We start from the raw sequence: 12,507 nt of genomic DNA, 5'->3' as shown, positions 1-12,507 counted from the left end.
CTACGCCTGTTCATCTTCCGGATCTTCGGATGTTGATTCGTCATCCGTGAGGACATAGGTCTCGTCAAGGGCGGGGAACTGACCGGTTTCACCTCGGTCGCGGACGATAGGGATCGGGCCCGTGCGCACGTCCTCGAAGCTTTCGCCCTGAAGGATCGTCGGGTCGGCCACGACGCCCTTCTCGGCGAGCAACGGCGCGGAGAGAACCTCGATCTCTTCGGTGCGCGGCCCCGAGCGGTAGGTGCGCTCCTCAAGCTTCCGGCTAATGATGATGTAGGAGGGAATGAGCAGCGCAATCGACCCGATCCATGCGAGCGGCGCGCCCCACGCAACACCGATGAAGCCGAAAAGGGCGCCAAGCACAACGGCGGTAAAGACGCGCATGACGAGCTCGGCGATGCCCGAGTAGAACGGGGGCTTCATATGTCCAAGCCCTTGAAGCGCGCCGCGCACCACGAACAGCACTCCAAGGGTCCAATAGGCCACGGAGTAGATCTTGAGGGCGTCGTGGGCGAGGTTGAGCACCACGGGCTGTTCGTTCCCGATGAAGAGCTCGACGAACACGGCGCCGAGGAGGAACAGGGCGAGGCCGATCACGATCGACACGATGATGCTCACGACGAGCGACTGCCGCACACCGTGCTTGACGCGATCAATCTGGCGCGCACCGTAGTTCTGCGCAACGAAGGTCGAAGTCGCGAGCCCGAGGGACGCGAGGAAGGTGACGGCGATACCATCGACCCTTCCCGCCGCGGTGAAGGCAGCGACCGCGTTGGGACCGAGGTCGTTGAGGCGCACCTGGACGGCGATCGTGCCGATCGCAATCACCGAGGTCTGGAAGCCGAGCGGAAGGCCCAGGTTCAAATGCTCTCGCAGCTCGGGCATCGTCACTTTCCAGTCGTCGAGGCTCATGTGCAGCACGGGGATGCGCCACCGCACCCAGGTGACGCAGAGAAGCACCGATGTGAGCTGCGAGACCGCCGTGGCGAACGCCGCGCCGGCAATACCCCAGTCGAGCACCGCCACAAAGACGATCACGAGGGCGACGTTGAGAAGGCACGCAATCGCGAGAAACACGAGAGGTGTGCGCGAGTCCCCCACCGCGCGGATAATCGCCGCGAGGAAGTTGAAGAACACGAGCGTGAACATGAACAGAAAGCTCCAGAACCCAAACGTCGCGGCGTCCTCGATGAGCTCTGGCGGGGTTTTCATGAGCTGAAGCAGCGGGCGAATGAAAATAGTGCCGACGAGCGTCATGAGGAGGCTCGTGGCGCCAGAGAGAATCGCTCCGGCCGCGACCGAACGCCTGAGCCCCTTGATGTCGTTCGCGCCGAACGCTTGCGCGACGGGGATCGCGAAACCACTCGTCATGCCCCACGCAAACCCCGTGATGAGGAACAGAAGACTCATGCTCGCACCCACCGAGGCAAGAGCGAGGACCCCGAGGTGGCGGCCGACGACCATCGCATCGACGAACTGGTAGAGCTGCTGCACGACGTTGCCGATCAAAAGCGGCACCGAGAAGAGCACGATCGCTTTCCACGGCGTTCCTCTCAAGAGGCCCTGCGACTGTGACACGCGTGCTCCGCCTTCCTCGCCCTCCGGATCGCTGAAAACGGATCTAGTCTAGTCGCGCGGGCTCTCGATGCGAGGGCGAAGGGCGCTTCCCCCACATTGTGAGACCGCTTCCGTGGCTGATCCGCGGAGGTTCACGGCGTGCGGACTTTCGACCTCCCTACCGGGCGCATGGGTGGCTAGGGTAAAGGGCGCGCGCCCAGGGTGCGCTTTTGAGTCCGACGGTGGCCTGGCAACCGTCGGGCCACATTCGAAAGGCAATCATGGCACTTCCTTCGACCACAGATCCTTCTCGCCGCCGCTACGCGACCGCCCTCCTCGTGGGCCTCATCGGCGGCCTGTTCTCCGCAATCGTGAAGTTTGGCTGGGAGGTGCCTTTCCCTCCGCGCACACCCGAGCGCAACGCCACCAACCCGCCGCAGCAGCTCCTACAGCAACTGGGACTCAGCGAGGACTTCACCCACACGCTCGTTCATTTCAATGGCAATGGCCTGCCAATCATGAGTTTCATCGTCCACTTCAGCTTTGCGATTGTCTTCGCGGTTCTCTATTGCGTTGTTGCCGAGCGTTTCCCCAAGATCACTCTGTGGCAGGGTGCAGCGTTCGGCATCGTCATCCACGTCGTTTTCCACGTTCTGCTCATGCCTGCACTCGGCACGGTGCCCGCGCCGTGGGATCAGCCGTGGCAGGAGCACGTGAGCGAGTTCTTCGGCCACATCATCTGGATGTGGAGTATTGAAATCGTGCGTCGCGACCTTCGCAATCGTTTCACTCACGAGCCGGATCCGTGGGTTGCGCTCGAGGCTACGGACGGCGCTCGCTAATGCCGTAGCGCTCTGGCCCGGACGGCCCTCGCACTCTTCCTTTTCGGGGAGTACGTTGGTGGTATGCGCACCATCATCAACGTCATTCTCAACATCATTTGGGTTATTACCGCCGGCCTTTGGCTGTGGCTCGGATACATCCTCGCGGGCATCATCGCGTGCATCTTCATCGTCACGATTCCGTTTGGCGTGGCGAGCTTCCGCATCGCGAATTACGTGATCTTCCCGTTCGGTCGCGAAGCCGTGCAGGTGCGGCCCCTTGGCGCGGTGGGAACCCTCGGCAACGTCGTGTGGTTCCTCATCGCGGGCCTGTGGCTTGCGGCAGGCCATGTCGCGACCGCGCTTGCACAGGCCGTGACGATCATCGGCCTTCCGCTCGCGTGGGCAAACCTCAAGCTCATCCCCATCACCTGCTTCCCCTTCGGCAAGGAGATCGTCACGACTGGCGACTCACGCGTGATCTGAGCACCCGCCTTTAAACACCTGGGATACGAAAGCGCCCCTCCCGCGATTCGGGGAGGGGCGCTTTCGCTACCTCAGGCGAGGATCACATCTTGTGACCAGCCGAGCGGAGGTTCTCACACGCCTCGACGACGCGCTTTGCCATGCCGGCCTCGGCCTTCTTGCCCCACGAACGCGGGTCGTACATCTTCTTGTTGCCGACCTCGCCATCGATCTTGAGGACGCCCTCGTAGTTCTCGAGCATGTGGCCCGCAACGGGGCGCGAGAAGGCGTACTGGGTGTCGGTGTCAACGTTCATCTTGATGACGCCGTTGTCGACAGCTTCCTGGATCTCTTCGAGGGTCGAGCCCGAGCCACCGTGCATCACGAGGTCGAACGGCATGTCCTTGCCGTACTTCTCGCCAACGGCCTTCTGGATGTCGAGGAGGATCGACGGGGTGAGGCGAACGTTGCCCGGCTTGTACACGCCGTGCACGTTACCGAAGGTGAGGGCGGTGATGTAGCGGCCGTTTTCGCCGAGGCCGAGGGCTTCAGCGGTCTTGAGGCCGTCTTCAGGGGTCGAGAAGAGCTTCGACTCGTCGACGTCCGCCGAGTAGCCGTCTTCCTCGCCGCCGACGACGCCAACCTCGATCTCGAGGATCTTCTTCGCTTCCACGGTCTTCTCGAGGAGGCGCTTGGCGATCTCAAGGTTCTCGTCGACCGGAACGGCCGAGCCGTCCCACATGTGGGAGGTGAACAGCGGGTTCAGGCCCTTGTTGACGCGCTCGTTGAGGTCCCATTCAATGAGGGGCTCAACCCAGGTGGGAAGGTTTTCCTTCGCGCAGTGGTCGGTGTGAACGCCAACCGTGATGTTGTAGTCCTCGGCAACCTCGTGGATGAACTTCGCAAGAGCGATCGAGCCGCGAACGCGGTTCTTCACGGTCGAACCGGAGAGGTACTCGGCGCCGCCGACGGACACCTGAATGATGCCGTCAGACTCGGCTTCGACGAAGCCCTGGAGTGCGGCAATCGCAGTCTGCGAGCTCGACACGTTGATCGCGGGGTAGGCGAACTTGCCTTCCTTCGCGCGGTCGATCATTTCGTTGAACTGTTCCGGGGTTGCAACAGGCATGTGTGCTCCTTCGAGTGGGGATCGCGGGCACCCGTGTACCTCGCAGATCCACGTTGCGTTTGCCCTTTCATTCTTCCACACGTCGTTCGGGACGCTCGGGGACGGGCCACTCCCAGCACAAAACGTGAGATCTGGGACACACGAGTGGTCACTGGCGCGTGGGCTATCCGACGGGTGCCCACGTTCCGGCGTGCGGAATTCGCACGATGAGGCTGTAGGAACCGTCGGCATGCGCCCCCGCATTCACGGTGCCGCCGAGCGCGTTGGCCCTCTCGCGAACGCCGCGCAGCCCCATTCCGGAGCCGGGCGCAGGCTCGAAGTCCTCGGGCGGTGCGGTATTGACGACGTCGATGCCGGTGACATGTTCACTCGTCATGAGCGTGATGTGAATGTCGCTTCCGGGTGCGTGCCTGAGCGCGTTGGCGAGTCCCTCCTGGGCGGCGCGGTAGAGGGCGAGTCCGACGGTTGCGGGGACTGTGGGGATGCCCGCCTCTGGCACGGTGAGGCTCACGTGGGCGCCGGCATCGCGCGAGCGCTGCACGAGTTCGGGGAGATCCTTGAGCTCGGGCTGCGGGGCCCTCGCGACGTCTTCTTCGCTACCGGTTCCGCGCAGCATCGTGAGAAGAGCACGCATTTCTTGAAGGGCGTTGCGCGAGGTCGCGGCGATTGAGGCGAATTCGGCGCGTGTCGCTTCGTCGAGTTGTGATTCTGCGAGGCGGTAGGGAGCGGTCTGTGCTTGGACGCTGATGACCGACATCGAGTGGGCGACCACGTCGTGCATTTCGCGCGCAATACGGGCTCTCTCGCTGAGCTCGGCGCTCTCGGCGAAGGCACGCTCTTGGCGCTCTTCGGCTTCGCGGCGTGCCGCCCGTTCACGCGAAACGTCGCGAGCCGAATCGGCGAGCCAGCGAAGCCCGTATCCGAAGGCCGCCGCGACGATCCACATGACAAGCATGACGCCCAGAATGAGGAAGCTCCACTGGATGAAGTCCACGGAAGTGGAGGCGCGCCCGTGCGTCACCACGCACCTCGCAATCGTTCCCATCAGCGCGATCACACCGAAGGCACCAAATACCCCGGTGCTGTGTTTGACGTTCCGGTGAAGGCTCAGGGTGAAGAGGGCGAGTCCGGCGAGTAGAACCGGAACCTCCGTGCCGGGCATGAACACCTGGCCATTGAACTTCACGATGGTGAGCGTGATGATCCCGCCGTAGGACACCACAAACGCGACGCAGGCGAGCACGGAGCCGAGCTTTGGCCGCCGCACGAGGAAGATGAAGGCGAGCGTCCAGGTGAGCGCGAGCAAAGAAAAGGACAGCCCCGCGACCGGAATCGTGAACAGGCCGAAGGGAAGGTACCGCGGCGCGATGTGCTCCCACAGGGCACCGTCACCAGAAATGGTGACGCGAATCGGCGCGATGACCGCGATGACCGCGGTCGCCCATCCCTTGAAGCTGATCGTCGCGAAGGAGTCCCCTTCGAGAATCTCGCGCACGAGGCCGTTCTCAAGACGCGCGGCAATGTGCAGGGTGAAGGGAAACAGGGCGAGGAGCACGAGGCCAAGGCCTACATAGAGCGCCGAGTCAACTAAGGCGAGCGTTCGCGCGTATGGCTCGAGACCCACGTTTGGGTTGAACCTTCGAATAACAAAACTCGCCATTCCCGACTCGTACGAGAAATCAATGAGCGTGACGAACGGGAAGAACAGACCGCAAAGAAGCGTGAAAACAGCCTGGGTGCCCAGGACCAACGCAGCGCTCACGCGCACGGTGTTGAGAACGAGGGCTTCGCTGATGAAGTCGAGCCACAGTCGCAGGTTTCCGAGGAGACGGAAGTAGTCGGCGAACGAGTGAAACTCGGGAACTTTCGTGCGAGGGCGAAGCACCTTTTCACCGCTCCACACGTTGGAGCGAATTCTCGTGAGGTCAGCAGCGAAACCGCCCGCGAGCAGGATGCCCGGTAAGAACAGAAGACCAATGAGGAGAAAGGCAAGCGAAAAGACGGTGAGAAAGCCGAGTATAAAGAGCGCGCCACCCACGAGAAGGCCGAGCACGAGACTTGGGAAGACGTAGAGGAAGTCGCGTCCCAGTTGCTTAGCGTGCGCTTTGAGCGGCGCTTTCGACCACGGCGCGACCGTGTGTGCGCCGGGTGCCTTCTCTCCCACTTCTGCCATGGGTTAACCGTAGAGGCCCCGACAGAACTCGGCATCACTCCCCGGTCTTGATCACGGCAATACTTATGGATGAGCCGTTATTCGCGTGAGGGCGCGCCCTCTGACCTAGGCTTAAGACATGAGCCAGAACTCCCCCATCCGCGTCATCATCGCTGACGACCAGCCCATGGTGCGCGCCGGCTTCGAGGCACTCCTCGCAGCGCAAGCAGACATCGACGTCGTGGCCACTGCCGCCGACGGCCGCGAAGCTATCGACGCCGCGCTCAAGAATCGACCCGACATCATCCTCATGGACATCCGTATGCCGAACCTCGACGGGCTCGCCGCGATGGAGGAAATCTTCCGCGCTGGCCTCGATCCCGCGCCGCGCATCATCATCCTCACTACATTCGACGCCGACGACTACGTGTTCACGGCTCTCAAGGGAGGCGCGAGCGGCTTCCTGCTCAAGGACGCCGAAGTCGAGGAACTCGTCGATGCCGTGCGGAAGGTCTATCGCGGTGGGGCCCTCCTCTCCCCCTCCATCACGCGGAAAGTCATTGAAGATTTTGGGGCGCTTTCGCGCAGCCAGCGTCGGACCGATCCCGCCCTCACCAAGGCCATCGCTGCCCTCACGGACCGCGAGCGCGAGGTCGCGAAACTCATCGCGAAAGGGTTCTCTAATGCCGAAGTGGGCTCCACGATGTTTCTCGCGGAGCCCACCGTGAAAACCCACGTGTCCCACATCCTGCAAAAACTATGCCTCCGCGACCGCACGCAGATCGTCGTGGCGGCCTACGAGTCGGGACTCGTGGAAATCGGCGAAGACTGAGCGGGGCTCAGGCCTCCTCAACCTCTGCGTCGTCGAACGTCGAGGTATCGATGACGAAACGGAAGTGCACATCCCCCTTGACGACGCGATCGTAGGCCGCATCAGCGTCGTTCACGCCGATGACCTCGATCTTCGCGCCGATGTTGTGCTCTCCACAGAAGTCGAGCATCTCCTGGGTCTCGGGGAGCCCACCAATGTTCGAGCCTGCGAGGACCTTGCGGCCGCCCGTGAGGGCACGGCTGGGGATCGGCATGCCCTCGGGAGGAAGACCGACGAGCACCATTTTTCCGCCCGGCTTGAGCAGATCCATGAAGCCCGGGAGGTCGAACTCGGCGCTGATCGTGTTGAGGATGAAATCGAACTTGCCCTTGTGGGTCTCGAAGAAGTTCTCGTCCTCCCCGGTGGCGAGGAGTTCCTTCGCACCGAGCGAGAGTGCGTCCTCTTCCTTCTTACGCGAGCGAGAAATGACGCTCACCTCGGCGCCCTTCGCCGCGGCAATCTGCACGCCCATGTGGCCGAGCCCGCCGAGACCCGCGACCGCGACCTTCTGTCCTTCGCCTACCTCCCACGTCGCGAGTGGTGAGTACGTCGTGATACCTGCGCACAGAAGCGGTGCGGCCACATCAAAGTCGAGTGAGTCGGGAATGCGGCACACGAAACGCTCGCGCACGGTGACCTTTTGCGAGTAGCCGCCCTGAGTGACCGTTCCATCTTCATCGATCGCGTTGTAGGTGCCGATCGCGCCGTTCAGGCAGTTGTTCTCGAAACCCTTGTTGCACTGCTCGCACTCGCCACACGACCCGACGAGGCAGCCGACACCAACGCGGTCGCCGACCTTGTACTTCGTGACGTCGGGGCCGACGGCCTCGACCACTCCCGCGATCTCGTGGCCCACGGCGAGTGGGAACTTCGCGGGCCCCCATTCATTGCGAATCGTGTGGATATCGCTGTGGCACACGCCGGCGGCCTTAATGTCGATGAGGACGTCGGTCCCCTGTGGCTCACGACGCTCGATGCCGACGACCTTGAAGGGCTGATCCGGGCCGGTTTTTTGCAGGGCTTTCACGGTAATGCTCATGGTGTGCTCCTAACCATGGATCGGGTGTTCAGCGGTTTGCGCCGTTGCCCTTTCACCCTACTTCCCAGGTCAGAAACATCTCTGACGGTCCTCGTCGCTCCCGCAGCTACAGCGTGAGTTCGCGCGGAATCTCGACGTGCTGACTCACCCACGTGTGCATGACGATCGCGGCGGCGTGCCCGACGTTGATCGAGCGCGTGCTGCCGAACTGAGAAATCGCGACCGTGAGCGCAGCCGCATCGATAAGCGGCTTCGACACTCCCCCGCCTTCTTCGCCGAACACGAGCACGGCGTTTTTCGGCAAGCGCGTGTGTTCGAGAGGGACGGCGCCGGGGACGATATCGACCGCGACGACCGCGCGATCGTTGTCGCGAGCCCACTGAAGGAAGTCTTCGGGCCTCGCGTGGTGAAACTCGTGCTGGTATCGATCCGTGACCATCGCTCCGCGTCGATTCCACCGCTTCTTTCCAACGATGTGGAAGGCTGCGACCCCGAACGCGTTCGCGGTGCGCACGATCGAGCCGATATTGAAGTCGTGGTCGATGTTCTCGATCGCGACGTGCAGGCCGTTGCGGTAGTGGGCGTCGAGGTCCGCGATAATCGCTTCGCGGCGCCAGTACCGGTATCGGTCGGGAACGTTCCGACGGTCGCCTGCTTCAAGCAGTGCCGGATCGTAGTGAGGTTCCTTCGGCCAGTCCCCCTGCCAGGGCCCCACGCCGACTTCGCGCTCGCCAGACATTATTTGACGGCGTCGTCTGGGTCGGGAAGGCCGAGGCTCTTGCGGCGGCGCTCACGGCGAACGAGCTTCACGAAGAAGTAGAGCACCACGAGGATGACGAGCACGTAGCAGACCTTCGAGAAGATGTCCGTGTAAGGCTCGATCACGTGCCATTGCGTGCCAAGGAAGTAGCCGAACGCGAGGAAGATCGAGTTCCATATCGCGCTTCCCAGGGCCGTCAGCAATGTGAACATGGGGAGTTTCATCGCAAACATGCCCGCGGGAATCGAGATGAGCGAGCGGATGCCCGGAATGAAACGCCCGAAGAAAACGCCCTGCATCCCGTGCTTGTCGACCCAGGTGTTCGTCTTTTCGTAATCCTCGACGTTGATAAGCGGGAGCTTGATGAACAGGGCGCGCGTGCGCTCGGGACCGAGAATTCGCCCGAGTCCGTAAAGGATGTAGGCGCCCAGCGTCGAGCCGATCACCGACCAGATCAGCAACACCCAGAACGAGTGTTCGCCCGTTCCCGCGGTTACGCCCGCAAGCGGAAGGATCACTTCCGAGGGGATCGGCGGAAACACGCATTCGAGCAGCAGCAGGAGCATCACGCCGAAGCCCCCCATTGAGCTCATGATGCTGATCGCCCATTCAACAACGTTCACGGAAAAACCCTTCTTTTCGTGCGCGGGCCGAAGCGCATGTTCGGCCGTACAAGTGTACGTACCCCTTTAGCTGGCACTACTCGCCAGAGGACTCACTCTTTTCCGGCTCGTCCGCCCTTTTCGCCTTGATCTCCGAGGCCTTTTCGACGATCTCACGCTTCACGATTTCGTGAATCGACGCCTTCGGCGCTTTCTCATAAAGCTCCTCGATCGCCGCTTTCGCCTTCTCGAGGAAGGCCGCGCGACGCAGCTTGAGCGAAGGCGTGACTAGGTTCGGGTCCGCGAGATTCGCCCGTACGAGCGCAAACTTCTTGATGCGCTCTGTTCGCGACACGTCGAGGTTTGCGTTCTCGAGATAGGGCAGGATTTCCGCGATGAGCTTGGGATTTTCAATGATCTCGATGTCGTCACCCGAGACCTCGCCGTCCTCCGTGTGCTCGATGAGAAGCGCCGTGAGGTAGGGGCGATCATCGCCAACGGCGACCGCGTACGCCACGCTCGGATGCTGTTCGACGGCGCCCTCCCAGCCGGCGGGCTCGATCGTCTTACCGCCGGAGGTCACGATGACATCCTTCGAGCGTCCGCTTAGCGTGAGGCGGCCGGAACTATCGAGACTTCCCAGATCACCGGTGCGCAAGAAACCGTCGGAATATGCCGCCGCCGTGTGCTCGGGATTGCGGTAACCAGGCGAGACCCCGGGCCCCTTCGCAAGCACCTCACCTTCCTCGCTGATACGGATCGTCGTGCCGGGAACGGGGACACCCACGCTGCCCGCCGTGAGGTCACCCGGGCGGTTCGCGGCGATCGGGGCGGTCGTCTCCGTGAGGCCATACCCCTCGATGATCGGGATACCGAAGCCGCGAAAAGCGAGCGCAAGTGAGGGGTGAAGTTTCGCGCCGCCGCACAGGATGTACTGAATGTTCCCACCCAAAAGCGTGCGAATGGTTCGATAGAAGACGCGCTCGTAAAGCGCACGCTTCGCCGCGAGGCGGAACGGAAGCTTCGGCCGTTCCTTCTCGTGAAAACCTTCCCCAATCATGCCGATCCGCACGGCTGTTTCACGCGCGTCCCTCCACAGGCGCCCCACATGCTTTTTATCGGCCTGCGCGGCGACCGCGTTAAGGATTTTTTCGAGCACGCGCGGAACGACCATGACGAACGTCGGGCGGATCTCCGCGAAGGTGGGGATGACGCGTGACGTATCAGAGAGGTGGGCGACGCGCATCCCGAGCGCAAGGCAAATGAGTTGCACGCCGCGCGCGAGCACGTGCGAAAGCGGGAGAAAAAGGATCGTCGACCCGTGCTCGTTGAGCACCTCCCCGTGGGAGACGCCAATATTTTGCAGCTGCGCCACGAAATTGCCATGCGTGAGCTGCACGCCCTTCGGGTCGCTCGTCGTTCCCGACGTGTAGACGATCGTGGCGACGTCCTCGAGAGTGCGGGAGGTGCGGGCACGCTCAAGATCAGCCTCGCTCACCCGTGTTTCGGGGTCGCGTGCCGCGAGCGCGCTCACGCATTCGTAGCCGCTCACTTCTTCCATCGTCCACACGCGATCCGCCCCGCCAAGGGCATGCGTGAGCGACTCGGCTTGCTGCGCGGTGCCGGTAATGGCGCGCGTAACCCCCGCGTCTTCGACGATCGCCTCCACCTGGGCCGGGGCGCTCGTATCGTAGATCGGCACGACGACCGCACCCGCCCACAGCGCAGCGACGTCGGCGAGTACCCATTCGTAGCGCGTGGGCCCCATGATCGAAATCGCGTCACCCGGCCTCACGCCTGCAGCGATGAAATGACGCGCCAGGGCGCGAGCGGAATCGAAGAACTCCCGCGTGGTCACGTCGCTCCACACGGTCGCTCCCGCAGCATCGGTGCCGGCAGGGACCTGGAAGGCGATGTGCTCGGGGGCCTCGGCATCCCGTTTCACGAAGAGGTCGGTGAGGCGCTCACTATCGTTCGACTCGACAAGCAGCGGGCTCGTGTATTCGCGCAAAGAGGTGGGCATAAACAGGTGCTTTCGCGTCGGATACGGAACCGCAGGCTACGGAACCGTAACCAGTCTAAAGGTTAGACGCTGAATCACATCGCCACGTCGCCTCCGGGTCGCAAACCCCGGGGAAAATCCGGCATGAAACGGTAGATTGGCGGCATGACCTTCAACCCCAATTCCGAGATCCGCTCCGACAACACCCGCCGCAGCTCCGGCGGCGGGGGCGGCATGCGCCGCGGAGGCGCAATCGCCCTCGGTGGCGGTGGCCTCGGCACGCTCGTCCTCGTGATCGTCTTGCTCTTCCTCGGAGTCGATCCGTCGATGCTGCTTGGTGGCGGCGCCGGCCCCGCCCCAAGTGCACAGCAGCCTCAGCAGGGCACCGTTCTCGAGGAATGCCAAACCGGCGCCGACGCAAACGACAACGACGACTGCCTCGTGCAGGCCACCGTCGAGTCCGCCGACTCCCTGTGGGAAGGCCAGGCTAAGAATGCCGGTTTCAAGTTTCAGGAACCACAGGCGGTTGTGTTCACCGACTCGGTTAACACGGGCTGCGGGCCCGCCACCTCTGCGACGGGCCCGTTCTATTGCCCCGCCGACTCCACGATCTACGTCGACACCTCGTTCTACCAGCAGCTCAGCTCGCGCTTCGGGGCGAGCAGCGGTCAGCTCGCGAAGGCCTACATTGTCGCGCACGAATACGGTCATCACATTCAACGCCTCGACGGCACCATGAATGCAATCGATCGTTCGGGAACGGGCCCCGACTCGGATCAGGTGCGACTTGAGCTTCAGGCGGACTGCTACGCCGGCATGTGGGCTCACCACGCCGCGACAACGGTCGACGATAACGGCACGACGATGCTCGAACCCCTCACCGACAAGGACGTCGACGATGCGCTCAGCGCCGCGAGCGCCGTGGGCGACGACCACATTCAGGGCGAAGTGACGGGCGGGCAGGTCATGCCTGACACGTGGACGCACGGCTCCTCAGCGCAACGTCGCAACTGGTTCGTGAAGGGCTACAACGAGGGCACCTACAAGGCGTGCGACACGTTCGCGGTTGAGCAGCCGTAACAATCCCGGCGCCGTCGGGGCGTTTTCTC

General features: G+C 62.7%; 11 protein-coding genes. 4 read left to right on the top strand and 7 right to left on the bottom strand.

What is annotated here, in order from left to right:
* The gene (locus E6X30_RS06505; protein ID WP_316335925.1) at positions 1 to 1,578 is read right to left on the bottom strand and encodes an MATE family efflux transporter; all 1,578 of its coding nucleotides are present in this window, start codon (positions 1,576 to 1,578) and stop codon (positions 1 to 3) included.
* A gap of 260 nt (positions 1,579 to 1,838) precedes the next feature.
* Here E6X30_RS06505 and E6X30_RS06500 point away from each other — a divergent pair, with 260 nt between their 5' ends.
* Together E6X30_RS06500 and E6X30_RS06495 are read left to right on the top strand one after the other, a co-directional pair.
* Complete coding sequence (locus tag E6X30_RS06500) at positions 1,839 to 2,399, top strand: YagU family protein (protein WP_070459152.1); 561 nt, start codon at positions 1,839 to 1,841, stop codon at positions 2,397 to 2,399.
* A gap of 63 nt (positions 2,400 to 2,462) precedes the next feature.
* Positions 2,463 to 2,864, top strand: a complete 402-nt coding sequence (locus tag E6X30_RS06495; RefSeq protein WP_061211543.1) for a YccF domain-containing protein — start codon at positions 2,463 to 2,465, stop codon at positions 2,862 to 2,864.
* A gap of 82 nt (positions 2,865 to 2,946) precedes the next feature.
* Here the strand turns inward: E6X30_RS06495 and fbaA are convergent, their stop codons facing one another.
* Together fbaA and E6X30_RS06485 are read right to left on the bottom strand one after the other, a co-directional pair.
* Positions 2,947 to 3,972 carry a class II fructose-bisphosphate aldolase gene (gene fbaA, locus E6X30_RS06490; RefSeq protein ID WP_016663271.1) on the bottom strand — a complete coding sequence of 342 codons (1,026 nt, stop codon included), beginning with the start codon at positions 3,970 to 3,972 and terminating at the stop codon, positions 2,947 to 2,949.
* 163 nt (positions 3,973 to 4,135) lie between these two features.
* The gene (locus tag E6X30_RS06485) at positions 4,136 to 6,145 is read right to left on the bottom strand and encodes a histidine kinase (protein WP_316335924.1); all 2,010 of its coding nucleotides are present in this window, start codon (positions 6,143 to 6,145) and stop codon (positions 4,136 to 4,138) included.
* A 118-nt stretch (positions 6,146 to 6,263) separates the two neighbouring features.
* On the opposite strand from E6X30_RS06485, the gene E6X30_RS06480 reads away from it, so the two are divergent.
* Positions 6,264 to 6,956, top strand: coding sequence for a response regulator transcription factor (locus E6X30_RS06480; RefSeq protein ID WP_016663273.1), 693 nt, complete (start codon positions 6,264 to 6,266; stop codon positions 6,954 to 6,956).
* A 7-nt stretch (positions 6,957 to 6,963) separates the two neighbouring features.
* Here E6X30_RS06480 and E6X30_RS06475 read toward each other — a convergent pair whose 3' ends face one another.
* The 4 genes from E6X30_RS06475 to E6X30_RS06460 form a co-directional block, all read right to left on the bottom strand.
* Positions 6,964 to 8,034 (bottom strand): NAD(P)-dependent alcohol dehydrogenase, encoded by a 1,071-nt coding sequence (locus E6X30_RS06475; RefSeq protein ID WP_316335923.1) that lies wholly within the window; start codon positions 8,032 to 8,034, stop codon positions 6,964 to 6,966.
* Between the two features lie 106 nt (positions 8,035 to 8,140).
* Positions 8,141 to 8,773, bottom strand: coding sequence for a TrmH family RNA methyltransferase (locus tag E6X30_RS06470; RefSeq protein WP_070459157.1), 633 nt, complete (start codon positions 8,771 to 8,773; stop codon positions 8,141 to 8,143).
* The gene (locus tag E6X30_RS06465; RefSeq protein ID WP_016663276.1) at positions 8,773 to 9,417 is read right to left on the bottom strand and encodes a DedA family protein; all 645 of its coding nucleotides are present in this window, start codon (positions 9,415 to 9,417) and stop codon (positions 8,773 to 8,775) included. The genes E6X30_RS06470 and E6X30_RS06465 overlap by 1 nt, the downstream gene beginning before the upstream one ends.
* Before the next feature lie 76 nt (positions 9,418 to 9,493).
* Complete coding sequence (locus tag E6X30_RS06460; RefSeq protein ID WP_316335922.1) at positions 9,494 to 11,419, bottom strand: AMP-dependent synthetase/ligase; 1,926 nt, start codon at positions 11,417 to 11,419, stop codon at positions 9,494 to 9,496.
* 144 nt (positions 11,420 to 11,563) lie between these two features.
* Here E6X30_RS06460 and E6X30_RS06455 point away from each other — a divergent pair, with 144 nt between their 5' ends.
* On the top strand, positions 11,564 to 12,478 hold the full coding sequence (locus E6X30_RS06455) for a neutral zinc metallopeptidase (RefSeq protein WP_316335921.1): 915 nt from the start codon (positions 11,564 to 11,566) through the stop codon (positions 12,476 to 12,478).
* Positions 12,479 to 12,507 lie beyond the last annotated feature (29 nt).

This window comes from Dermabacter sp. (assembly GCF_032550575.1).
Taxonomy (GTDB): Bacteria; Actinomycetota; Actinomycetes; order Actinomycetales; family Dermabacteraceae; genus Dermabacter; species Dermabacter hominis.
This window is presented reverse-complemented; position numbering and strand designations above follow the sequence as displayed.

Coding starts and splice junctions, on each gene's coding strand:
- E6X30_RS06500 (WP_070459152.1), top strand. CDS start 1,839: ATGGCACTTCCTTCGACCACAGATCCTTCTCGCCGCCGCTACGCGACC.
- E6X30_RS06495 (WP_061211543.1), top strand. CDS start 2,463: ATGCGCACCATCATCAACGTCATTCTCAACATCATTTGGGTTATTACC.
- fbaA (WP_016663271.1), bottom strand. CDS start 3,972: ATGCCTGTTGCAACCCCGGAACAGTTCAACGAAATGATCGACCGCGCG.
- E6X30_RS06485 (WP_316335924.1), bottom strand. CDS start 6,145: ATGGCAGAAGTGGGAGAGAAGGCACCCGGCGCACACACGGTCGCGCCG.
- E6X30_RS06480 (WP_016663273.1), top strand. CDS start 6,264: ATGAGCCAGAACTCCCCCATCCGCGTCATCATCGCTGACGACCAGCCC.
- E6X30_RS06475 (WP_316335923.1), bottom strand. CDS start 8,034: ATGAGCATTACCGTGAAAGCCCTGCAAAAAACCGGCCCGGATCAGCCC.
- E6X30_RS06470 (WP_070459157.1), bottom strand. CDS start 8,773: ATGTCTGGCGAGCGCGAAGTCGGCGTGGGGCCCTGGCAGGGGGACTGG.
- E6X30_RS06460 (WP_316335922.1), bottom strand. CDS start 11,419: ATGCCCACCTCTTTGCGCGAATACACGAGCCCGCTGCTTGTCGAGTCG.
- E6X30_RS06455 (WP_316335921.1), top strand. CDS start 11,564: ATGACCTTCAACCCCAATTCCGAGATCCGCTCCGACAACACCCGCCGC.